The organism is Rubrivivax soli (genome assembly GCF_049810355.1).
Lineage (GTDB): Bacteria > Pseudomonadota > Gammaproteobacteria > Burkholderiales > Burkholderiaceae_C > Rubrivivax.
Genome location: NZ_CP187368.1, coordinates 2,950,771 through 2,971,769, shown reverse-complemented (window position 1 = coordinate 2,971,769; position 20,999 = coordinate 2,950,771). Strand labels below are relative to the sequence as shown.

19 protein-coding genes, 2 tRNA genes and 3 rRNA genes are annotated in these 20,999 nt (G+C 66.4%); 18 read left to right on the top strand and 6 right to left on the bottom strand.

All coding sequences use genetic code 11. The features are described from left to right. Nucleotides 1-16 precede the first annotated feature (16 nt). The 5 genes from ACPOLB_RS13450 to ACPOLB_RS13430 are packed head-to-tail and all read left to right on the top strand — an operon-like array spanning nt 17 to nt 3,339. A complete protein-coding gene (locus ACPOLB_RS13450; RefSeq protein ID WP_425256505.1) occupies nt 17-343 on the top strand; it encodes a (2Fe-2S) ferredoxin domain-containing protein in 327 nt (108 codons plus the stop codon). Next, on the top strand, nt 340-954 hold the full coding sequence (locus ACPOLB_RS13445) for an alpha/beta hydrolase (protein WP_425256504.1): 615 nt from the start codon (nt 340-342) through the stop codon (nt 952-954). The genes ACPOLB_RS13450 and ACPOLB_RS13445 overlap by 4 nt, the downstream gene beginning before the upstream one ends. Further along, nucleotides 954-2,111: a D-alanyl-D-alanine carboxypeptidase family protein gene (locus ACPOLB_RS13440; protein WP_425256503.1), complete on the top strand. Its 1,158-nt coding sequence runs from the start codon at nt 954-956 to the stop codon at nt 2,109-2,111. The genes ACPOLB_RS13445 and ACPOLB_RS13440 overlap by 1 nt, the downstream gene beginning before the upstream one ends. Before the next feature lie 41 nt (nt 2,112-2,152). Next, nucleotides 2,153-3,043, top strand: a complete 891-nt coding sequence (locus ACPOLB_RS13435) for a D-amino acid aminotransferase (RefSeq protein WP_425256502.1) — start codon at nt 2,153-2,155, stop codon at nt 3,041-3,043. Nucleotides 3,044-3,066: 23 nt separating this feature from the next. Continuing rightward, nucleotides 3,067-3,339: a DUF493 family protein gene (locus ACPOLB_RS13430; protein WP_425256501.1), complete on the top strand. Its 273-nt coding sequence runs from the start codon at nt 3,067-3,069 to the stop codon at nt 3,337-3,339. A 16-nt stretch (nt 3,340-3,355) separates the two neighbouring features. On the opposite strand, the gene ACPOLB_RS13425 is transcribed toward ACPOLB_RS13430, so the two are convergent. Further along, entirely contained in the window at nt 3,356-4,045 is a 690-nt protein-coding gene (locus tag ACPOLB_RS13425) for a tetratricopeptide repeat protein (protein WP_425256500.1), read from the bottom strand. A gap of 33 nt (nt 4,046-4,078) precedes the next feature. Between ACPOLB_RS13425 and lipB the strand changes: the two genes are divergently transcribed. Continuing rightward, the gene (lipB, locus tag ACPOLB_RS13420; RefSeq protein WP_425256499.1) at nt 4,079-4,744 is read left to right on the top strand and encodes a lipoyl(octanoyl) transferase LipB; all 666 of its coding nucleotides are present in this window, start codon (nt 4,079-4,081) and stop codon (nt 4,742-4,744) included. 13 nt (nt 4,745-4,757) lie between these two features. On the opposite strand, the gene ACPOLB_RS13415 is transcribed toward lipB, so the two are convergent. Further along, nucleotides 4,758-5,027, bottom strand: coding sequence for a hypothetical protein (locus ACPOLB_RS13415; RefSeq protein ID WP_425256498.1), 270 nt, complete (start codon nt 5,025-5,027; stop codon nt 4,758-4,760). 8 nt (nt 5,028-5,035) lie between these two features. Continuing rightward, on the bottom strand, nt 5,036-6,574 hold the full coding sequence (locus ACPOLB_RS13410) for a DUF4331 domain-containing protein (protein WP_425256497.1): 1,539 nt from the start codon (nt 6,572-6,574) through the stop codon (nt 5,036-5,038). 92 nt (nt 6,575-6,666) lie between these two features. On the opposite strand from ACPOLB_RS13410, the gene lipA reads away from it, so the two are divergent. Beyond that, nucleotides 6,667-7,638, top strand: coding sequence for a lipoyl synthase (gene lipA, locus ACPOLB_RS13405; RefSeq protein ID WP_425261864.1), 972 nt, complete (start codon nt 6,667-6,669; stop codon nt 7,636-7,638). 21 nt (nt 7,639-7,659) lie between these two features. Here lipA and ACPOLB_RS13400 read toward each other — a convergent pair whose 3' ends face one another. Further along, nucleotides 7,660-8,160, bottom strand: a complete 501-nt coding sequence (locus ACPOLB_RS13400) for a TlpA family protein disulfide reductase (protein WP_425261863.1) — start codon at nt 8,158-8,160, stop codon at nt 7,660-7,662. A gap of 22 nt (nt 8,161-8,182) precedes the next feature. On the opposite strand from ACPOLB_RS13400, the gene ACPOLB_RS13395 reads away from it, so the two are divergent. Next, entirely contained in the window at nt 8,183-8,869 is a 687-nt protein-coding gene (locus ACPOLB_RS13395) for a DUF4197 domain-containing protein (RefSeq protein ID WP_425261862.1), read from the top strand. 11 nt (nt 8,870-8,880) lie between these two features. Here the strand turns inward: ACPOLB_RS13395 and ACPOLB_RS13390 are convergent, their stop codons facing one another. Continuing rightward, entirely contained in the window at nt 8,881-10,128 is a 1,248-nt protein-coding gene (locus ACPOLB_RS13390) for a CaiB/BaiF CoA transferase family protein (RefSeq protein WP_425261861.1), read from the bottom strand. A gap of 39 nt (nt 10,129-10,167) precedes the next feature. Here ACPOLB_RS13390 and ACPOLB_RS13385 point away from each other — a divergent pair, with 39 nt between their 5' ends. The 10 genes from ACPOLB_RS13385 (at nt 10,168) to rrf (ending at nt 19,961) form a co-directional block, all read left to right on the top strand. Then, nucleotides 10,168-10,695 (top strand): hypothetical protein, encoded by a 528-nt coding sequence (locus ACPOLB_RS13385; protein ID WP_425261860.1) that lies wholly within the window; start codon nt 10,168-10,170, stop codon nt 10,693-10,695. Continuing rightward, nucleotides 10,692-11,966 carry an MFS transporter gene (locus ACPOLB_RS13380; RefSeq protein ID WP_425261859.1) on the top strand — a complete coding sequence of 425 codons (1,275 nt, stop codon included), beginning with the start codon at nt 10,692-10,694 and terminating at the stop codon, nt 11,964-11,966. The genes ACPOLB_RS13385 and ACPOLB_RS13380 overlap by 4 nt, the downstream gene beginning before the upstream one ends. Before the next feature lie 3 nt (nt 11,967-11,969). Beyond that, nucleotides 11,970-12,419, top strand: coding sequence for a PTS sugar transporter subunit IIA (locus ACPOLB_RS13375; protein ID WP_425261858.1), 450 nt, complete (start codon nt 11,970-11,972; stop codon nt 12,417-12,419). Then, entirely contained in the window at nt 12,388-12,657 is a 270-nt protein-coding gene (locus tag ACPOLB_RS13370; RefSeq protein WP_425261857.1) for an HPr family phosphocarrier protein, read from the top strand. Before ACPOLB_RS13375 ends, ACPOLB_RS13370 begins: the two co-directional genes overlap by 32 nt. A 29-nt stretch (nt 12,658-12,686) precedes the next feature. After that, nucleotides 12,687-14,465, top strand: a complete 1,779-nt coding sequence (gene ptsP / locus ACPOLB_RS13365; protein ID WP_425261856.1) for a phosphoenolpyruvate--protein phosphotransferase — start codon at nt 12,687-12,689, stop codon at nt 14,463-14,465. A gap of 384 nt (nt 14,466-14,849) precedes the next feature. After that, nucleotides 14,850-16,378, top strand: a 16S ribosomal RNA gene (locus ACPOLB_RS13360). A 72-nt stretch (nt 16,379-16,450) separates the two neighbouring features. After that, nucleotides 16,451-16,527: transfer RNA gene (locus ACPOLB_RS13355), tRNA-Ile, on the top strand. An 8-nt stretch (nt 16,528-16,535) separates the two neighbouring features. Continuing rightward, nucleotides 16,536-16,611 (top strand) — tRNA-Ala (locus ACPOLB_RS13350). 255 nt (nt 16,612-16,866) lie between these two features. Then, a 23S ribosomal RNA gene (locus ACPOLB_RS13345) occupies nt 16,867-19,741 on the top strand. A gap of 107 nt (nt 19,742-19,848) precedes the next feature. After that, nucleotides 19,849-19,961 (top strand): 5S ribosomal RNA (gene rrf, locus ACPOLB_RS13340). Together the 16S, 23S and 5S rRNA genes with 2 tRNA genes alongside form the textbook arrangement of a ribosomal RNA operon. 90 nt (nt 19,962-20,051) lie before the next feature. Here the strand turns inward: rrf and ACPOLB_RS13335 are convergent. Next, nucleotides 20,052-20,987, bottom strand: a complete 936-nt coding sequence (locus ACPOLB_RS13335; RefSeq protein WP_425261855.1) for an MBL fold metallo-hydrolase — start codon at nt 20,985-20,987, stop codon at nt 20,052-20,054. Between the last annotated feature and the right edge of the window lie 12 nt (nt 20,988-20,999).

The following is a 20,999-nucleotide window of genomic DNA, read 5'->3' as shown; positions in this document are numbered from 1 at the left end:
GCCTACAATCGCGGCCATGAGCTACTACAAGCACCACATCTTCTTCTGCCTCAACGAGCGCAAGAACGGCGAGGCCAGCTGCGCCCAGCACGACGCGCAGGCCGCCTTCGACCACTGCAAGGCGCGCGTGAAGGCGGCGGGGCTGGCTGGTGTGGGTGGCGTGCGCGTGAACAAGGCCGGGTGCCTGGACCGCTGCGCCGGCGGCCCGGTGGCGGTGGTCTACCCCGACGAGACCTGGTACACCTTCGTCGACCACTCCGACATCGACGAGATCGTCGACGTGCATCTGCAGCAGGGCCGCGTGGTCGACCGCCTGGTCCTGCCGCCGTCCGTGGGCCGATGAACACCGGCACCCGACGGCTGGTGTCCGCCGGCCCGGCGGGCGCGATCGAGACGGCCATCGACGGCCCCGAGGCCGGCGCGCGCGGGGTCGCCGTGCTGTGCCACCCGCACCCGCTGCACGGCGGCACGATGGACAACAAGGTCGTGCAGACGCTGGCACGTGCCTTCGTGCAGCTGGGCTGGCGCGCGGTGCGCTTCAACTTCCGCGGCATCGGTGCCTCGGCCGGCACCTGGGACGCGGGCCGCGGCGAGGTCGACGACGCGCTGGCCGTCATCGCCGCGCACCGCGACCCCGCGCTGCCGCTGGTGCTGGGCGGCTTCTCGTTCGGCGGCTACGTCGCCACGCAGGCCGCGGCGCGCACCGAAGGCGTCGAGCGCCTGGTGCTGATCGCGCCCGCGGTGGTGAACTTCCCGGCCGCGCCGGTGTCACAGCAGACCCTGGTGGTGCACGGCGAAGCCGACGATGTCGTGCCGCTGGCCGCGGTGCTCGACTGGGCGCGGCCACAGGCCGTGCCGGTGACCGTGATTCCCGGCGCGGGCCATTTCTTCCACGGGCAACTGCCGCTGCTCAAGCAACTCATCGTCGGTGCCTGGCACCGGCAGGATCCCTGATGACCTCCTTCCTCGCACTCGTCCTGGCGGCCCTGCTGGCTGCCGTCCCGTCCCTGGCCCAGGCACAGACGCCGCAGCCGCCGGAGATCGCCGCGCGCCAGTACATCCTGGTCGACCTGGCCAGCAACCAGGTGCTGGCCGAGCGCGATGCCGACAGTCCCGCCGAGCCGGCCTCGCTGACCAAGCTGATGACGGCCTACCTGGTGTTCAACGCCATCCGCGACAAGAAGCTCGCGCTCGACCAGCCCATCAGCGTGAGCAAGCGCGCCTGGGACCAGCGCAAGCTGGGCGGCTCGCTGATGTTCATCGACACCACGATGACGCCCAAGGTCGAGGAACTGCTGCGCGGCATGATCGTGCAGAGCGGCAACGACGCCAGCATCGCGCTGGCCGAGGCGGTGTCGGGCAGCGTCGAGACCTTCGTCGCGGCCATGAACGCGCAGGCCGCGGCCTGGGGACTGAAGAACACGCAGTTCAAGAACGTCGAGGGCCTGACCGAGCCCGGCCACCACAGCAGCGCGCGCGACATGGCCTTCATCGCGGCGAAGATCATCCAGGAGCACCCGACCTTCTATCCGATCTACTCGCTGCGCAACTACACGTACAACAAGATCAAGCAGGACAACCGCAACATGCTGCTGGGCCGCGACCCCAGCATCGACGGCATGAAGACCGGCTACACCGAAGCCGCCGGCTACTGCCTGGTGTCCAGCGCCGTGCGCGACATGCCCAACGGCAAGCGCCGCCTGCTCAGCGTGGTGATGGGCACGTCGTCGCGCGAGGCGCGTGCGTCCGAGAGCCAGAAGCTGCTGAACTGGGGCTGGGCGGCCTGGGACGCAGTGCGCCTGTTCGAGGCCGGCAAGCCGGTGGCCACGGTGCCGGTGTGGAAGGGCGCCCAGCCCGAAGCGAAGCTGGGCGCGCCGGGGGCCATCTTCGTCACCGTGCCCAAGGGCGAGGGCGACAAGTTCAAGACCACGATCGAACGCACTGACCCGCTGGTGGCGCCGCTGACGCAGGGCCAGCGCGTGGGCACGCTGAAGGTCACGACGGCCGGCGGCGCACCCATCGCCAGCGTGCCGCTGGTGGTGCAGGAACCGGTGCCCCTGGCGGGCATCTTCGGCCGCGCCTGGGACGCCATCCGGCTGTGGATCAAGTAACCTTGCCCGCTTCCTTCGCAGGCTCACCAGAAGAGGCCCACATGGTCACCGCGCTGCCCGACACGCTCTGCATCCTGAACGGCGAGATCTCGCGTGTCGACCAGGCCAAGGTCTCGGTGCTCGACCGCGGCTTCATCTTCGGCGACGGCATCTACGAGGTCGTGCCCGTCTACAAGCAGCGGCTGTTCCGCTTCGGCGAGCACATGGCGCGCCTGGAACGCAGCCTCGCGAAGGTGCGCATCGCCAACCCGCACACGCGCGAGCAGTGGCTGGCCATGTGCCGGCAGCTGGTCGCTGCGCTGCACGAGCAGAAGGGCAGCGAGGAACAGCTGGTCTACATCCAGATCACGCGCGGCGTCGCCCCGCGCGACCATGTGATGCCGCCGGGGCTGACGCCCACGGTCTTCATGATGGCCAGCCCCATGAAGCCCGCCACGCCCGAGCAGCGCCATGCCGGCGTGGCCTGCGTCAGCGCGCGCGACTTCCGCTGGGAACGTGGCGACATCAAGAGCATCAGCCTGCTGGGCAACGTGATGGCGCGCCAGATCTCGGCCGACCACGGCGCGGTCGAGACCATCATGTTCCGCGACGGCTGGCTCACCGAGGCCGCAGCCTGCAACGTGTGGATCGCGCACGAAGGCGCGCTGCTGGGCCCGCCCAAGAGCGAGCACGTGCTGGAGGGCATCCGTGTCGAGCTCTTCCGCGAGCTGTGCGAGGAGTGCGGACTGGCCTACAACCTGCGCCCGATCTCCGAGGCCGACGTGCGTGCTGCCGACGAGGTGCTGCTGAGTTCGGCCACCAAGGAAGTGCTGCCGGTCACGCGCATCGACGGCGAGCTCGTCGGCCACGGTGCGCTGCGCGGCAAGCCGGGCCCGGTGTACGCGCGGCTGTACGAGGCCTACCAGCAGGCCAAGCGCACGATGACGATCTGACACGACTGGACGCGAGGCACGCCGTGGACATCCCGCCCGAACAGAGCCTGATCACCTACCCGAGCGACTTCCCCATCAAGGTGATGGGCACCGCGGTCGAAGGCTTCGAGGAGGCCGTGGTGGCGGTGGCGCTGCAGTTCGACCCCGGCTTCCATGCCGGGCGTGTCGAGCGCCGGCCCAGCAAGGGCGGCAACTACCTGGGTCTGACGCTCACCGTCACGGCCACCAGCCGCGCGCAGCTCGATGCGCTGTACAGCGCGCTGAGCAGCCACCCGATGGTGAAGGTGGTGCTCTGACCAGACCGCCAGCCGGTCAGCGCGCGGGGGCTGGCGGCGTGTCCAGCTGCCGCAGCTTGGCCGGTGCCGCCTCGTCGCCGTTGCTGGCGGCGATCGCATACCAGTAGCGCGCCAGGCGGAGGTCGCGCTCGACGCCGTCGCCCTGCTCGTACATCGAGGCCAGCAGGTACTGCGCGCCGACGTCGCCACCCTTGGCGGCTTCGCGGAACCAGTGCGCGGCTTGCGCCAGGTCCTTCTTCAGCCCGCGGCCCAGGTAGTGGCCGGTGCCCATCGCCACCTGCGCGTCGACGCTGCCGCCGGTGGCCGCCACTTCGTACCAGCGGTGCGCGAGCGCCAGGTCGCGGGCGCCGAACTCGCCGTTCTCCAGCGCCTGCGCCAGCATGAACTGCGCGGTGACGAAGCCGCCTTCGGCCGCCCGCGTGAGCAGCCGCCGCGCCAGCCCGCGGTCGGCCTGCGGCAGTTCGTCGCGCAGGTGCATCACCGCGAGGTTGTATTGCGCCGCCGGCACGCCCCGCAGCGCCAGCGCCTCGAAGGCCGTGCGGGCCTCGGCATGGCGACCCGACTCGTAGGCGACCACGGCGCGGTCGAGCTCGCCCTGCACGGCCTCGCTCAGCGCCGGCGCGGCGAAGGCGGGCGGCGCCAGCAGCGCAGCGACACAGATCCAGCAGGCAAACGGCATCATCGTGCGGCGACGATACGCGTTCACGCGGCGGCTTGCAGCGCGGTCTAGACTTGTCCCATGCGTGTCCTGACCCTGGGCCGGCGCGAGTACGCCGAAACCGAAGCAGCCATGCGCGCCTTCACCGCCGCGCGCAGCCCCGAGACCGGCGACGAACTCTGGATGGTGGAGCACCCGCCGGTGTTCACGCAGGGCGTGGCCGGGCGCGACGAACACGTGCTCGGCGCCGGCGACATCGCCGTGGTGCGCACCAACCGCGGTGGCCAGGTCACGTACCACGGCCCCGGCCAGGTGGTGGCCTACCCGCTGCTGGACTTGCGGCGGCTGTCGATCTACGTCAAGGAGTACGTGTTCCGCATCGAGCAGGCGGTGCTGGACACGCTGGAAGGCTACGGCGTCACCGGCCACCGCGTGCGCAGCGCGCCCGGCATCTACGTGCGCCTGGACGACCCCTTCGACCACGCGGTGCTGCGCCCCGGCCCCGAAGGCGCGCTGTTCGAGGGCCTGGGCAAGATCGCCGCCCTGGGCATCAAGGTCAGCAACCACTGCACGTACCACGGCGTGGCGTTGAACGTGGCGATGGACCTGGAGCCCTTCACCCGCATCGACCCCTGCGGCTACGCCGGGCTGCGCACGGTGGACCTGCGCAGCATCGGCGTCGCCGCCACCTGGGACGAGGCCGCCGCCCGGCTGGCGGCGGCCCTGCAGCGGCGGCTGGCTGCCTAGCGCCGGCGCTGCCTCAGGGCAGCGGCGCCGGTTCGCCGTCGTCGCTGACGGGCAACTGCGCCATCGAGACGTCCAGCGGCTCCTGGGTCTCGCTGGCCGGTTGCGCCGCGGCCCAGTCGACCAGGGCCTGCGGGCTGGCCAGGGCGCTCTCGGGCACGGTGGCCGGCTCCTGCACCACGGGCGGCGCCACGCCGTCGCTGTCGCCGTTGAAGCAGCCCGTGAGGGCCAGGCCCGCCAGCAGCGCCAGCAGGGGTGCCCGGATCGGAGTGAGAGTGTTGCGCATGGCGGCCCTCACTGCGCGCCCGGCACGGGCGTGTTCAGGTACGGGAAGGCCGGCAGCAGCGGCACCACGGCCTGGTCGACGGCGTCGTGCAGCTTGAACGCCGTCTCCTTCAGCGGCACCGCGGCCGGGTTGCAGGCGGCGCCGAATCCCAGGGCGTTGGTGTCGCCGTTGGCCATGCACAGGCCGCCCATCACCGCCACCAGCGAGATGTCGACGACGTCGTCCTTGGGGCGACGGCCGTTCGGGAAGCCGGCGAGGTCGCTGCCGCCGCTGAGAAGGCTGCCGACGATGGCCAGCCGGTTCTGCTGCTCGAACGGCACCGGCGCGATGCCGGTGTTCAGGCGCAGCATCTCCGAGGCCACCACGTTGCGCGGCTGGTTCACGCCGGGGATGCCGGTCAGGAAGGTGGTGACGAGGTCGTTGCGCGGGAAGTTCGTCGGCGCCGTGCCCGGGATGGCCAGCGCGATCTCCAGCAGCGCCGGCAGCGTCGGGTTCGTCACGTAGTCGGCGAACTGGCCGTCGCCCGCGGGCTTGCTGGCATTGAAGCGGTCCTTGTCCTTCAGGCCGATCACGACCTCGTTGACCAGCGGCATGCCCAGGCGCGACACCTGCACCCAGGCGCCGCCGGCCTTCTCGGACGTCTGCAGGCCGGCCTGCGGCGAGCCGTCGAGCAGCCGCGCCTGGCGCAGGCTGGCGGTGGTCCAGCCGCCGACCACGGGCTCGTCGCCGGCGGTCAGGCAGCTCTTGTGCACCTCCAGCGCCAGCGTCGTGACGTTCTTGTCGCCGATGGTGTTGGGCGCTGCGCCGATCAGCGCCGGGTCGGTGATCACCGACAGCGGCGCGTTCACGAGGTCGAAGATCGCGCCCAGGTTCACGGCGAAGGGGTCCTGGCGCTGGCCCACGAACACCTTGGCCGGCATCGCGCAGCCCGGCAGGTTCACGGTGTGCACGTGCTTGGCGGCGTAGCCAGCGTAGTCGGGGATGGTCTTGGTGCCGATGTTGTCGGCCGGCTTCGCGAAGCGCGTGCCGCCACCGCTGGCCGCCGTGGCGGCTGCGCCCGTGCCCTTGCGGCGGTCGCCGCGCATCACGTTCAGCGTGAAGCTTTCGCCGACGTTGAGGTTGCCGTCGGCCACGTTGGCCACCTGGCCGGCCTGCGTCAGCGGGATCGCGACCATCTTGCCGCCGATCGGCAGCGCCACGCCGGCGCCGTTGTTGGCCAGCGTGTTCTGGAAGCGGAACTGGAAGCTGATGTCCTCCTTCGCGTCGCCGTTGTTGTCGACGTGGATCTCGTACAGCGCGTTCGCGTCCATCTTGAAGTAGTTGGGGCCGCCGTACGCGTCCTGCAGCGGCTGGTAGTTCGCGATCAGGGTGACGTAGTCCTCGCGGCCGGGCTCGTAGCTGCGGAACATGTAGAAGTCGGTGGCATCCACCTTGGGCACGGTGGTGATGAAGGGCGCTTCGCGGTGGCTGGACGCGCCGACCAGCCCGCAGGCGGCCAGCAGGGCGGCGCCGAGCATGGGCGCGGCGATGAACTTGCTCGTGGACATGGGACTCTCGCTCCTGGAGGTTGCCGGCACGGCGCCGGTCGCATGTCTTACGCGGCGGCGTGGCGACTGGATGCAGCGCGATAATCCACGCCATGAGCACCGTCGACAAACCGGCGTACGACGCCACCGCGAAGCAGAAGTCGCAGGCCAAGACCTCGCGCATCCCGATCAAGGTGGTGCCTGTCGGCGAGGTGCTGAAGAAGCCCGACTGGATCCGCGTCAAGGCCGGCAGCCCCAGCACGCGCTTCTACGAAATCAAGCAGATCCTGCGCGAGCACCAGCTGCACACGGTGTGCGAAGAGGCCAGCTGCCCGAACATCGGCGAGTGCTTCGGCAAGGGCACGGCCACGTTCATGATCATGGGCGACAAGTGCACGCGCCGCTGCCCGTTCTGCGACGTGGGCCATGGCCGCCCCGACCCGCTGGACGTGAACGAGCCGTCGAACCTGGCCAAGACGATCGCGGCGCTGAAGCTGAAGTACGTGGTCATCACCAGCGTCGACCGCGACGACCTGCGCGACGGCGGCGCCGGCCACTTCGTCGAGTGCATCCGCCAGACGCGTGCGCTGTCGCCCGCCACGCGCATCGAGGTGCTGGTGCCCGACTTCCGCGGCCGCGACGACCGCGCGCTCGCCATCCTGCGCGAAGCGCCGCCCGACGTGATGAACCACAACCTGGAGACGATCCCGCGCCTGTACAAGGAAGCGCGGCCGGGCTCCGACTACCAGTTCAGCCTGAACCTGCTGAAGAAGTTCAAGGAACAGGTTCCGGGCGTGCCGACCAAGAGCGGGATCATGGTGGGCCTGGGCGAGACCGACGACGAGATCCTGCAGACCATGCGCGACATGCGCGCGCACGGCATCGACATGCTCACCATCGGCCAGTACCTGGCCCCCAGCGGCCACCACCTGCCCGTGCGTCGTTACGTGCACCCCGACACGTTCAGGATGTTCGAGGCCGAGGCGCAGGCGATGGGCTTCACGCACGCGGCCGTGGGCGCCATGGTGCGCAGCAGCTACCACGCCGACCAGCAGGCGCACGCCGCCGGCGTGGACATCGGCTGACGCGGCGCGCCAGCCGGGGGCTCAGGCCTCGGCCAGCAGCCGCTCCACCAGCCCGTGCAGCGCCGCGAAGTCGGGCTTGCCGACGATGCGCTGCGCGATGCCGCCGCGCTTGTCGAGCACGAAGGTGGTGGGCGTGAGCTGCACGTTGCCGAAGCCGCGTGCGATGGCGCCCGTGTTGTCGATCACCACCCCGAAGGGCAGGCGGCGCGACTCCGCATAGTCGGCCACTCTGGCCGGCGGGTCGTAGTGCATCGCCACCGCCAGCGTCTCGAAGCCGCGGGCGCTGAACCTGCGGTGCGTGGCCACGATCTCCGGCATCTCGGCGATGCAGGTGCTGCAGCTCGTGGCCCAGAAGTTGACCAGCACCACGCGGCCGCGCAGGTCGGCGCTGCTGCGCCGGCTGCCGTCGAGCAGCGTGTAGCCGAACAGCGGCGCGGCCTCGCGCGTGCCGCAGCCTGCCGCGGCAGCGCCGGCGGCCAGCATTGCCAGCAGGGTGCTGCGGCGTGCAAGATCGGTGGTCATGGCAACAGGAAGGATCGACGCGATGGAACGCAGAAAGTTTACGGCAGGGGTGCTGGGCGCCGGCGCCGCGGGGTTGTGGTGGCCCGCGTGGCTGCAGGCCGCGGCCTTGAGCGAGACCGACGCGGCCTCGGGCGTGCGCGCAGCGCTGGAGAAGGGCGCGGTGGTCGCTGTGCAGTTGCTGGGCCGGCCGGGCGGCTTCCTCGACAACCCCAAGGTGCGCATCCCGCTGCCGGGCTACCTGAACGACGCGGCCAAGCTGCTGCGCGCGACCGGGCAGAAGCGGCGTGTCGAGGAGCTGGAGCTGGCGATGAACCGCGCCGCCGAGGCCGCGGTGCCCGAGGCGCAGACGCTGCTGGTGCAGGCGGTCAAGTCGATCAGCGTCGAGGACGCACTGAAGCTCGTCCGTGGCAGCGACACGGCCGTCACCGACTTCTTCGTCGCCAAGACGCGCGCGCCGCTGGGCGAGAAGTTCCTGCCCATCGTGACGCAGGCGACCGAGAAGGTGCAGCTGGCCGAGCGCTACAACGCGGTGGCAGGCCGAGCCATGGGCCTGGGCCTGCTCAAACCCGAAGAGGCCAACGTGCAGAAGTACGTCACGGGCCGCGCGCTCGACGGGCTGTACCTGATGATCGGCGAGGAGGAGAAGAAGATCCGCGCCAACCCGGTCGAGACCGGCAGCGCGCTGCTGCGGCGCGTCTTCGGCGGCTGAGCGTCGCTTCGTCAGATCACGCCGAGCCCGCGCAGTCGCGCGCGCTCGGCGGCGTCGATGCCGATCTCGCCCAGCACCTCGTCGGTGTGCTCGCCCAGCAGCGGCGGCGGCCGGCGCAGCGTGACGGGTGTCGCCGACAGCTTCATCGGGCTGGACACCAGCCGGAGCGTGTCGGTGTGCGGATGCGGCACGGTGCCGGTCATGCCGCGCGCCTGCACCTGCGGGTCGGCGAAGACGTCGGCGAGGTCGTTGATCGGCCCGCACGGCACCTTGGCGGCCTCCAGCGCGGCCAGCCAGTCGGCGCGCGTGCGGGTCTTCAGCCGTGCCGCCAGCAGCGGCACCAGCACGGCACGGTGCCGCACGCGGTCGGCGTTCTTCGCGAAGCGCGGATCGCTGGCGAGCTCGGGGCAGCCGGCCACGGCGCAGAACTTGGCGTACTGGCCGTCGTTGCCCACGGCCAGGATCAGGTGGCCATCGGCCACTTCGAACACCTGGTACGGCACGATGTTCTGGTGCGCGTTGCCGGCGCGCCTGGGTGGCTGCTGCGTCACCAGGTAGTTCGCGCCCAGGTTGGCCAGCATCGCGACCTGCGTGTCGAGCAGCGCCATGTCGATGACCTGGCCTTCGCCGGTGGCGTCGCGGTGGCGCAGCGCGGCCAGGATGGCCACCGTGGCGTACATGCCGGTGAACAGATCGGCCACCGCCACGCCCACCTTCTGCGGTCCGCCGCCGGGCAGGTCGTCGCGCTCGCCGGTCACGCTCATCAGGCCGCCCATGCCCTGCACCGCGTAGTCGTAGCCGGCGCGGTCACGGTAGGGGCCGGTCTGGCCGAAGCCGGTGATCGAGCAGTACACCAGCCGCGGTCGCGACGCGCGCAATGACGCGGCGTCCAGGCCGTAGCGCGCCATGTCGCCGACCTTGAAGTTCTCGATCACCACGTCGCAGCCGTCGGCCAGCGCGCGCACCAGCGCCTGGCCCTCGGGGCGGGCGATGTCGATCGTGACCGAGCGCTTGTTGCGGTTGGTCCCCAGATAGTAGGCCGCCTCGGCCGTGTCGCGGCCGTCGCGGTCCTTCAGGAAGGGCGGACCCCAGCCGCGGGTGTCGTCGCCGCCCGGGTGGCCAGGGGTGGTGGGACGTTCGATCTTGATGACTTCGGCGCCGAGGTCGGCCAGGGTCTGCGTGCACCACGGGCCGGCGAGCACGCGGGAGAGGTCGAGCACACGCACGCCGTGCAGCGCGCCAGGGGTGGGGTGGTCCATGCCGGGATTGTCCTGCAGCGCGCCGGGATAATGCGGCGCATGTCCCGGTTCGCCCGCCTTGTGATCGCCGTCCCGCTCGTGTTGCTGCTCGCAGCGTGTGCGCCCAGCCTCGACTGGCGCGAGGTGCGGCCCGACGGCACCGCGGCCCTGGTGCTGCTGCCGTGCAGGCCCACGGTCTCGGCGCGCGAAGTGCAACTGGCCGGCGGACCGGTGCGGCTGCTGCTGAACGCCTGCAGCGCCGGTGGCCAGACCTGGGCGCTGGCGGCCGCCGACATGGCCGATCCGGCACGGGTGACGCCGGCCCTGGGCATGCTGCGCGCTTCGGCACTGGCCAACCTGGGGGCCGCCGCGCCGGCGCCGCTGGCGTTGCAGGTGCCGGGCGCGACGCCCAATCCCGACAGCGGCCGCGTCGCCGCCAGCGGGCGCATGCCCGACGGCACCGCCGTGCAGGCCCAGGTGGCGGTGTTCGCGCACGGCACCTGGGTGTTCCAGGCCACCGTGCTGGGCGCGTCGCTGCCGGCCGACGGCGTCGAGACCTTCTTCGGCTCGCTGCGGTTGCGGCCGTGAATGCAGTCGTTGGCCGGGCCGGCGCGGTGGGCGATGCAACCAGCACCGGCCTGGTCGTGCGCATCTTCCTGGCATTCGCCTTCACCTACTTCTTCTCGGCGCTGCTGCGCGCCGTGACGGCCACGCTGGCGCCGGCCTTCAGCGCCGAGCTGGGTCTGCGCGCCGCCGACCTCGGGCTGCTGGCAGGCGCCTACTTCCTGGGCTTTGCCGCGATGCAGCTGCCGCTGGGCCGCGCGCTCGACCGCCTGGGCCCGCGCCGGGTCGGCGTGGCGCTGCTGGCCGTGGCGGTGCTGGGCTGCGTGCTGTTCGCGCTGGCGGGCAGCCTGCCGGCGCTGATCGCGTCGCGCATGCTGATCGGCGTCGGCGTGTCGGCAGCGCTGATGGCACCGCTGACGCTGTACCGGCGCCTGTTCACGCCGTCGGCGCAGCTGCGGGCGAACTCGTGGATGCTGATGACGGGGTCGCTCGGCATGCTGGCGTCGACGCTGCCGGTGCAGTTCCTGCTGCCGCTGTGGGGGTGGCGCGGGCTGTTCTGGGCCGTGGCCGGGTTGCTGCTGCTGTCGATGCTGGTGACGCTGGCGCTGGTGCCGCGCGACAGTCCGCCCGCCGGCGACGCGCCGTCGGGCGGCGGCTACCGCGAGGTGCTGGCGCACCCGTTGTTCCGCCGCATGGCGCCGCTGGGCTTCTTCCTGTATGGCGGCATGATCGCGCTGCAGTCGCTGTGGGCCGGGCCCTGGCTGACGCGGGTGGCCGGCTGGTCGCCGGGCGAGGCGGCGCAGGGCCTGTTCTTCATCAACCTCGCGATGCTGTTCACGTTCATGGCCTGGGGGGCGCTGATGCCGCGGCTGGTGCGGCGCGGGCTCGACGCGGTGCTTGTGATGACGTGGGGCGTGCCGCTGAGCCTGCTGCTGCTGGCGCTGAACGTCGTGCTGGGCGCAGGCGCAGGCGCCGCGCACTGGGCACTGTGGTGCGTGGCCACCACCTGCGTGTCACTGAGCCAGCCGGCGGTGGGGCAGGCATTCCCCGCGGCGCAGGCCGGCCGGGCGCTGTCGGCCTTCAACCTGGCGATCTTCGGCGGCGTGTTCTGCGTGCAATGGGGCATCGGTCTGCTGGTGGATGTCTTCGCCGGCTGGGGCCTGGCCGCGCCGCGCGCGTTCCAGGGCGCGTTCGCGGTCTTCTGGCTCACCTGCGCGCTGGCCTACCTGGCCTTCCTGCGCGCACCGCGGCGCGCCACCGGCATTCGTGCCGATAATGGGCCACCGAGCGCCTAGCCCATGCCCGCCCTGCTCATCATCGCCCACGCTCCGCTGGCTTCGTCGCTGCAGGCGGTGGCTCGCCATGTCTACCCCGACTGCGGGCGCCAGCTGGCCGCGCTCGACGTCGAGCCGGGCATGGCGCCCGAGCAGGTGGTCGAGCAGGCCCGTGCGGCCCTGGCTGCGCTGGGCACGGAAGAGGCGCTGATCCTCACCGACGTCTTCGGCGCCACCCCCTGCAACGCCGCGCGCGAAGTGGCCGACGGCGCCAAGGTGCGCGTGGTGGCCGGTGTCAACGTGCCGATGCTGTGGCGCACCCTGTGTTATGCGTCCGTGCCGCTGGACGACCTGGTGGCACGCGCCATCGCGGGCGGCAGCCAGGGCGTGATGCAGGTGGGCGCCACGCCACGCCAACACCAGGGCCCTGCAGGGGGCAGCGATGATCAAGTCCAGCATCACCATCAGCAATAAGCTCGGGCTGCACGCCCGGGCGTCTGCCAAGCTCACCAAGCTGGCCGGCAGTTTCGCCAGTGAAGTGTTCCTCAGCCGCAACGGCCGCCGCGTGAATGCCAAGAGCATCATGGGCGTGATGATGCTGGCCGCCGGGATGGGCACCGAGGTCGAGATCGAGGTCGAAGGCGCCGACGAGGTGGCAGCGATGGACGCGTTGCGCACGCTGATCGACGGCAAGTTCGGCGAAGGCCAGTAGGCCGCACCACCACAGGCACGCACCGCGCCATGAGCATCCAGGTCTTCGGCATGCCGGTCTCGCGCGGCGTCGCGATCGGCCGCGCGGTGCTGGTGGCTTCCAGCCGCGTCGACGTGGCGCACTACTTCGTGCCGGCCGAGAGGCTGGAGCACGAGGTCGCGCGGCTGCGCGAGGCCCGCGACGCCGTCGCCGCCGAGCTGACGGCCCTGAAGCGGGACCTGCCCGGCGACGCACCGGCCGAGCTCTCGGCCCTGCTCGACGTGCACCTGATGCTGCTGCACGACGAGGCGCTGACCGGCGCCACGAAGGTGTGGATCCACGAGCGCCACTACAACGCCGAGTGGGCGCTGTCGGCGCAGCTGGAAGTGCTGGCGCGTCAGTTCGACGACATGGAAGACGCCTACCTGCGCGAGCGCAAGGCCGATGTGGAGCAGGTGGCAGAGCGGCTGCTGCGCTACCTGGGGCGCTCGGAGCCTGGGGCGGCGGAGGTGCTGGCGCCGGCTGCGGGCGGTGCACGTGACTTCGCTGGCGAAGACCCGCTGGTGCTGGTGGCCAACGACGTCGCGCCGGCCGACATGATCCAGTTCAAGCGCAGCGTCTTCACGGGCTTCGTCACCGACGTCGGCGGCAAGACCTCGCACACGGCCATCGTCGCGCGCAGCATGGACATCCCGGCGGTGGTCGGTGCGCGCGAGGCCAGCCGGCTGATCCGCCAGGACGACTGGCTGGTGATCGACGGCGATGCCGGCGTCGTCATCGTCAATCCGTCGCCCATCGTGCTGGAGGAGTACCGGTTCCGCCAGCGCCAGAGCGAGCTGGAACGGGCGCGCCTGAACCGGCTGCGCCACACGCCCGCCGTCACGCTCGATGGCCAGGCGGTCGAGTTGCTGGCCAACATCGAGCTGCCGGCGGACGCGGCCGGGGCCCTGGAGGCCGGTGCCGTGGGCGTGGGTCTGTTCCGCAGCGAGTTCCTGTTCATGAACCGCGACGGCGACCTGCCCGACGAGGAAGAGCAGTTCGAGGCCTACCGCAGCGCGGTGCTGGCCATGCAGGGGTTGCCGGTGACGATCCGCACGGTGGACATCGGCGCCGACAAGCCGCTGGACCGCATGAGCCCCACCGAACTTCGCCACGAGCACGCGCTGAACCCGGCGCTGGGGCTGCGGGCGATCCGCTGGAGCCTGTCGGAGCCCGGCATGTTCCGCCAGCAGTTGCGCGCCATCCTGCGGGCCAGTGCGTTCGGCAAGGTCCGCATCCTCGTGCCGATGGTGGCGCACCTGGGCGAGATCCGCGCGACGCTGGAAGCCGTGGCGCGCGCCAGGCAGCAGCTCGACGATGCAGGACGCCCGTACGGTCGCGTCGAGGTCGGGGCGATGATCGAGGTGCCGGCTGCCGCGCTGATGATCGACCGCTTCCTCGCGCACTTCGACTACGTGTCCATCGGCACCAACGACCTGATCCAGTACACGCTGGCGATCGACCGCGCAGACGACGCGGTGTCGCACCTGTTCGACCCGTGGCACCCGGCGGTGCTGCGGCTCATCGCCGACACCATCGCACGCGCGAACGCGTGCGGGCGCGGCGTCAGCGTCTGCGGCGAGATGGCCGGCGATGCCGCATTCACCGATCTGCTGCTGGCGATGGGGCTGCGCAGCTTCTCGATGCACCCGGCGCGCATCGCCTCGATCAAGCAGCGGGTGCTGCGCGCCGACACGCGCAAGCTGGCGGCCACGCTCGAGGCTGTGATGCAGGCCGACGATCCAGCCCGGGAATCGGGGCGCCTGCACCAGGGTGCCCAGCCCGCCTGAGAGCCAGCAGGGCCGGGGACGCTTGCGGCGCCGTAAAAACCCGTGCTATAGTCTATGGCTCTGCTGATCACTGATCGGCGTGCCGCAAGAGACGCGGCTGCGCAGAACGGAGGGAAGCAGAAAGACCGAGAGATTGACACGGAATTAAAAAACATGTCAGAATCGCGGTCTTCGCTGATAAATAATCAGCGAAGCGCAGCAAAAGCAGCGCAGCTCTTTAACAACACACAGCCGATAAGCGTGGGCGTTTGAAGGCGAGTGCCGAGACTGGATGCGGGGTCAAACCTGTTGAAGGTCGAGGTCTCATGGACCTTAAACGCTCACTGAATTGAATTTTCATGCAAGTGAAGTTCACTTCAATTCTTTGAGTAATTTATCAAGATCGAACTGAAGAGTTTGATCCTGGCTCAGATTGAACGCTGGCGGCATGCCTTACACATGCAAGTCGAACGGTAACGCGGGGCAACCTGGCGACGAGTGGCGAACGGGTGAGTAATATATCGGAACGTGCCCAGTAGTGGGGGATAGCCCGGCGAAAGCCGGATTAATACCGCATACGACCTACGGGTGAAAGGGGGGGATCGCAAGACCTCTCGCTATTGGAGCGGCCGATATCAGATTAGGTAGTTGGTGGGGTAAAGGCCTACCAAGCCGACGATCTGTAGCTGGTCTGAGAGGACGACCAGCCACACTGGGACTGAGACACGGCCCAGACTCCTACGGGAGGCAGCAGTGGGGAATTTTGGACAATGGGCGCAAGCCTGATCCAGCCATGCCGCGTGCGGGAAGAAGGCCTTCGGGTTGTAAACCGCTTTTGTCAGGGAAGAAAAGTTCTGGGTTAATACCCTGGGGCGATGACGGTACCTGAAGAATAAGCACCGGCTAACTACGTGCCAGCAGCCGCGGTAATACGTAGGGTGCAAGCGTTAATCGGAATTACTGGGCGTAAAGCGTGCGCAGGCGGTCTTGCAAGACAGATGTGAAATCCCCGGGCTCAACCTGGGAACTGCATTTGTGACTGCAAGGCTGGAGTACGGCAGAGGGGGATGGAATTCCGCGTGTAGCAGTGAAATGCGTAGATATGCGGAGGAACACCGATGGCGAAGGCAATCCCCTGGGCCTGTACTGACGCTCATGCACGAAAGCGTGGGGAGCAAACAGGATTAGATACCCTGGTAGTCCACGCCCTAAACGATGTCAACTGGTTGTTGGGAGGGTTTCTTCTCAGTAACGTAGCTAACGCGTGAAGTTGACCGCCTGGGGAGTACGGCCGCAAGGTTGAAACTCAAAGGAATTGACGGGGACCCGCACAAGCGGTGGATGATGTGGTTTAATTCGACGCAACGCGAAAAACCTTACCTACCCTTGACATGTCTGGAATCCTGAAGAGATTTGGGAGTGCTCGAAAGAGAGCCAGAACACAGGTGCTGCATGGCCGTCGTCAGCTCGTGTCGTGAGATGTTGGGTTAAGTCCCGCAACGAGCGCAACCCTTGTCATTAGTTGCTACGAAAGGGCACTCTAATGAGACTGCCGGTGACAAACCGGAGGAAGGTGGGGATGACGTCAGGTCATCATGGCCCTTATGGGTAGGGCTACACACGTCATACAATGGACGGTACAGAGGGCTGCCAACCCGCGAGGGGGAGCCAATCCCAGAAAACCGTTCGTAGTCCGGATCGCAGTCTGCAACTCGACTGCGTGAAGTCGGAATCGCTAGTAATCGCGGATCAGCTTGCCGCGGTGAATACGTTCCCGGGTCTTGTACACACCGCCCGTCACACCATGGGAGCGGGTTCTGCCAGAAGTAGTTAGCCTAACCGCAAGGAGGGCGATTACCACGGCAGGGTTCGTGACTGGGGTGAAGTCGTAACAAGGTAGCCGTATCGGAAGGTGCGGCTGGATCACCTCCTTTCTGGAAAAAGCGCACTCAAGTTTGGGCGCCCACACTTATCGGCTGTTGTTGACGACAGATACCCAATTGTGCGGGTCTGTAGCTCAGTTGGTTAGAGCACCGTCTTGATAAGGCGGGGGTCGTTGGTTCGAATCCAACCAGACCCACCATCGCAATCGGGGGTGTAGCTCAGCTGGGAGAGCACCTGCTTTGCAAGCAGGGGGTCATCGGTTCGATCCCGTTCACCTCCACCAAAGATCTGTTCGAAGCGGCGAATGCATGCTGTGCATTGGCCGGTTCGATCGAGAGATCGGCTGTCGTTCTTTAACAATTCATAGAGTCGAAAATCAGTGTTGTCGACGGAAAGACCGCAAGGTCACCGTGCCGTCGGCAACTTAATGATTGCGTCAAAACAAACTTCAATTCCAGAATTGAAGTTTCGGCATAACGCGTAATACTCAAATCGTTCATTGACCGATGCCTTCCGTCAGGAGGCGTCAAAGTTATAGGGTCAAGTGAATAAGTGCATGTGGTGGATGCCTAGGCGATTACAGGCGATGAAGGACGTGGTAGCCTGCGATAAGCTTCGGGGAGCTGGCAAATAAGCTTTGATCCGGAGATTTCCGAATGGGGAAACCCACCCTTAGGGGTATCGCATACTGAATACATAGGTATGCGAGGCGAACCGGGTGAACTGAAACATCTCAGTAGCTCGAGGAAAAGACATCAACCGAGATTCCGAAAGTAGTGGCGAGCGAAATCGGAACAGCCTGCATGTTTTAGCATCGAGATTATCAGAACAGTCTGGAAAGGCTGGCCATAGCGGGTGATAGCCCCGTATGAAAAAATCATGGTGTGGAACTAAGCATGCGACAAGTAGGGCGGGACACGTGTAATCCTGTCTGAATATGGGGGGACCATCCTCCAAGGCTAAATACTCGTAATCGACCGATAGTGAACTAGTACCGTGAGGGAAAGGCGAAAAGAACCCCGGGAGGGGAGTGAAATAGATCCTGAAACCGCATGCATACAAAAAGTCGGAGCCCGCAAGGGTGACGGCGTACCTTTTGTATAATGGGTCAGCGACTTACATTCAGTGGCAAGCTTAACCGAATAGGGAAGGCGCAGGGAAACCGAGTCCGAATAGGGCGTTCAGTCGCTGGGTGTAGACCCGAAACCAAGTGATCTATCCATGGCCAGGATGAAGGTGCCGTAACAGGTACTGGAGGTCCGAACCGACTAGTGTTGCAAAACTAGCGGATGAGCTGTGGATAGGGGTGAAAGGCTAAACAAACTTGGAGATAGCTGGTTCTCTCCGAAAACTATTTAGGTAGTGCCTCAAGTATTACCATCGGGGGTAGAGCACTGTTATGGCTAGGGGGTCATGGCGACTTACCAAACCATTGCAAACTCCGAATACCGATGAGTACAGCTTGGGAGACAGTGCACCGGGTGCTAACGTCCGGACACAAGAGGGAAACAACCCAGACCGCCAGCTAAGGTCCCCAAAATTGGCTAAGTGGGAAACGAAGTGGGAAGGCTAAAACAGTCAGGATGTTGGCTTAGAAGCAGCCATCATTTAAAGAAAGCGTAATAGCTCACTGATCGAGTCGTCCTGCGCGGAAGATGTAACGGGGCTAAGCCAGTTACCGAAGCTGCGGATGCACAGCAATGTGCGTGGTAGGAGAGCGTTCTGTACGCCTGTGAAGGTGGATCGTGAGGTCTGCTGGAGGTATCAGAAGTGCGAATGCTGACATGAGTAGCGTTAAAGGGGGTGAAAAGCCCCCTCGCCGAAAGCGCAAGGTTTCCTACGCAACGTTCATCGGCGTAGGGTGAGTCGGCCCCTAAGGCGAGGCAGAGATGCGTAGCTGATGGGAAACAGGTCAATATTCCTGTACCGATGTGTAGTGCGATGTGGGGACGGAGAAGGTTAACTCAGCCGGGTGTTGGATGTCCCGGTTCAAGCATGTAGGCGTGCCCTCTAGGCAAATCCGGAGGGCTTAGCTGAGGTGTGATAACGAGGCGGCTTGCCGCTGAAGTGAGTGATACCCTGCTTCCAGGAAAAGCCACTAAGCTCCAGCTACACACGACCGTACCGCAAACCGACACTGGTGCGCGAGATGAGTATTCTAAGGCGCTTGAGAGAACTCTGGAGAAGGAACTCGGCAAATTGACACCGTAACTTCGGAAGAAGGTGTGCCTTTAGTAGGTGAACCATTTACTTGGGGAGCCCAATGAGGCCGCAGAGAATCGGTGGCTGCGACTGTTTATTAAAAACACAGCACTCTGCAAAGACGAAAGTCGACGTATAGGGTGTGACGCCTGCCCGGTGCTGGAAGATTAAATGATGGGGTGCAAGCTCTTGATTGAAGTCCCAGTAAACGGCGGCCGTAACTATAACGGTCCTAAGGTAGCGAAATTCCTTGTCGGGTAAGTTCCGACCTGCACGAATGGCGTAACGATGGCCACACTGTCTCCTCCAGAGACTCAGCGAAGTTGAAATGTTTGTGATGATGCAATCTCCCCGCGGAAAGACGGAAAGACCCCATGAACCTTTACTGTAGCTTTACATTGGACTTTGAACAGATCTGTGTAGGATAGGTGGGAGGCTTTGAAGTAGGGACGCTAGTTCTTATGGAGCCAACGTTGAAATACCACCCTGGTGTGTTTGAGGTTCTAACCTTGGCCCGTTATCCGGGTTGGGGACAGTGTATGGTGGGCAGTTTGACTGGGGCGGTCTCCTCCCAAAGTGTAACGGAGGAGTTCGAAGGTACGCTAGGCACGGTCGGAAATCGTGCTAATAGTGCATAGGCATAAGCGTGCTTGACTGCGAGACTGACAAGTCGAGCAGGTACGAAAGTAGGACTAAGTGATCCGGTGGTTCTGTATGGAAGGGCCATCGCTCAACGGATAAAAGGTACTCTGGGGATAACAGGCTGATACCGCCCAAGAGTTCATATCGACGGCGGTGTTTGGCACCTCGATGTCGGCTCATCTCATCCTGGGGCTGTAGCCGGTCCCAAGGGTATGGCTGTTCGCCATTTAAAGAGGTACGTGAGCTGGGTTTAAAACGTCGTGAGACAGTTTGGTCCCTATCTTCCGTGGGCGCTGCAAGATTGAGAGAGCCTGCTCCTAGTACGAGAGGACCGGAGTGGACGCACCTCTGGTGTATCGGTTGTCACGCCAGTGGCATTGCCGAGTAGCTAAGTGCGGAAGAGATAACCGCTGAAAGCATCTAAGCGGGAAACTCGTCTCAAGATGAGTCTTGCCGGGGCCTTGAGCCCCCTGAAGAGTCGTTCGAGACCAGGACGTTGATAGGTCGGGTGTGGAAGCGCAGTAATGCGTTAAGCTAACCGATACTAATTGCTCGTGCGGCTTGACCCTATAACTTTGACGATGAGTCAAAACGTTATGCCAAGACGCAATCATGCTGATTGAGACTCTATGAATTGGCTGCGGCGTGCACCAGCACGACGCGGCAACAAGTTAAGCCTGATGACCATAGCAAGGTGGTCCCACTCCTTCCCATCCCGAACAGGACAGTGAAACGCCTTTGCGCCGATGATAGTGCGGGTTCCCGTGTGAAAGTAGGACATCGTCAGGCTAATATCCGAAAACCCCCGGCTCCTCCGAGTCGGGGGTTTTTCCTTTGGGGCCAACGAAACGCCCGCCGCTTGTCCGCCAGGTGCGCGCTTCAGCGCACCTGCAGATCACCGGCGCTGGATTGCAGCAGCAGGCCGTCGCGCACCAGGCGCGCCACGACGTCATCCGCGTGCGCCTCCCGCTCCGCCCGCCGTTCGATGCCCACGACGTCTCGCGCCATGCGCACGAAGATCGGCGTCGTGGCCAGCCATGCCACCAAGGCCGCGCGAGGAACAGTGCGCTGCTCCAGCATGTGGAACATCGTCAGTGCCCGCTCCGCATAAGCCCGATGCCGCTCCGGAGCCTGCTCGAACGCCTGCAGCCGGCGGCGGCTGCAGGCCAGCGCCGAAGCGACGTCCGTGAACGGCCGCCCGTGGCCCGGAACCACGATCCGCGGCGCCAGGCGCTCGATGACGTCCAGCGCGCCACGCGCGGCACCGAAACCGTCGCCACCCACCAGTTCCGGGAAGATGATCGCCAGCCGTTCCTCCCACAGCGCGTCGGCCGAGATCAGCACACCGTGATCGCGCTGGAAGAACATCACGGCCTCGGGGTCGTGACCGGGTGCCGCCACGACGTCCCAGTGCGCTGCTCCCAGCTGCACCGTGCTGCCCACCGCCAGCGCCCGGTGGGCCTCGAAACGGTCGCAACGCTGATCGGTCGCCTCGAAGCTCAGCAGGCGCTGATCCCAACCCCGCACCGCGTCCCAGGACGCCTCCGGCACCGAGACCTCGCATTGCCAGGCGGCTTGCAGAGCGGCATTGCCGCCGCAATGGTCCGAGTGCAAGTGGGTGTTGAGCACGCGCTCCAGACGGCTGCCGCCGAGCGCGCGCGCCACCAGGTCCAGCGTCTGCGGGGCATGCTGCACGTAGCCCGTGTCCACAACGCAGGCCCCCGAGCCACCGCTGGCCTGGAACACGACGTTGTTCGACGACAGCCACCCGCGCTCGAGCACCGACAGCCCGAGTGCCGCAAACACCTCCTGCATGCCGCCGCTGCT

What these genes read in the sequence shown, in the direction of transcription:
- ACPOLB_RS13450 (WP_425256505.1), top strand. Translation starts at nt 17, where the DNA reads ATGAGCTACTACAAGCACCACATCTTCTTCTGCCTCAACGAGCGCAAG.
- ACPOLB_RS13445 (WP_425256504.1), top strand. Translation starts at nt 340, where the DNA reads ATGAACACCGGCACCCGACGGCTGGTGTCCGCCGGCCCGGCGGGCGCG.
- ACPOLB_RS13440 (WP_425256503.1), top strand. Translation starts at nt 954, where the DNA reads ATGACCTCCTTCCTCGCACTCGTCCTGGCGGCCCTGCTGGCTGCCGTC.
- ACPOLB_RS13435 (WP_425256502.1), top strand. Translation starts at nt 2,153, where the DNA reads ATGGTCACCGCGCTGCCCGACACGCTCTGCATCCTGAACGGCGAGATC.
- lipB (WP_425256499.1), top strand. Translation starts at nt 4,079, where the DNA reads ATGCGTGTCCTGACCCTGGGCCGGCGCGAGTACGCCGAAACCGAAGCA.
- ACPOLB_RS13415 (WP_425256498.1), bottom strand. Translation starts at nt 5,027, where the DNA reads ATGCGCAACACTCTCACTCCGATCCGGGCACCCCTGCTGGCGCTGCTG.
- ACPOLB_RS13410 (WP_425256497.1), bottom strand. Translation starts at nt 6,574, where the DNA reads ATGTCCACGAGCAAGTTCATCGCCGCGCCCATGCTCGGCGCCGCCCTG.
- lipA (WP_425261864.1), top strand. Translation starts at nt 6,667, where the DNA reads ATGAGCACCGTCGACAAACCGGCGTACGACGCCACCGCGAAGCAGAAG.
- ACPOLB_RS13400 (WP_425261863.1), bottom strand. Translation starts at nt 8,160, where the DNA reads ATGACCACCGATCTTGCACGCCGCAGCACCCTGCTGGCAATGCTGGCC.
- ACPOLB_RS13395 (WP_425261862.1), top strand. Translation starts at nt 8,183, where the DNA reads ATGGAACGCAGAAAGTTTACGGCAGGGGTGCTGGGCGCCGGCGCCGCG.
- ACPOLB_RS13390 (WP_425261861.1), bottom strand. Translation starts at nt 10,128, where the DNA reads ATGGACCACCCCACCCCTGGCGCGCTGCACGGCGTGCGTGTGCTCGAC.
- ACPOLB_RS13385 (WP_425261860.1), top strand. Translation starts at nt 10,168, where the DNA reads ATGTCCCGGTTCGCCCGCCTTGTGATCGCCGTCCCGCTCGTGTTGCTG.
- ACPOLB_RS13375 (WP_425261858.1), top strand. Translation starts at nt 11,970, where the DNA reads ATGCCCGCCCTGCTCATCATCGCCCACGCTCCGCTGGCTTCGTCGCTG.
- ACPOLB_RS13370 (WP_425261857.1), top strand. Translation starts at nt 12,388, where the DNA reads ATGATCAAGTCCAGCATCACCATCAGCAATAAGCTCGGGCTGCACGCC.
- ptsP (WP_425261856.1), top strand. Translation starts at nt 12,687, where the DNA reads ATGAGCATCCAGGTCTTCGGCATGCCGGTCTCGCGCGGCGTCGCGATC.
- ACPOLB_RS13335 (WP_425261855.1), bottom strand. Translation starts at nt 20,987, where the DNA reads ATGCAGGAGGTGTTTGCGGCACTCGGGCTGTCGGTGCTCGAGCGCGGG.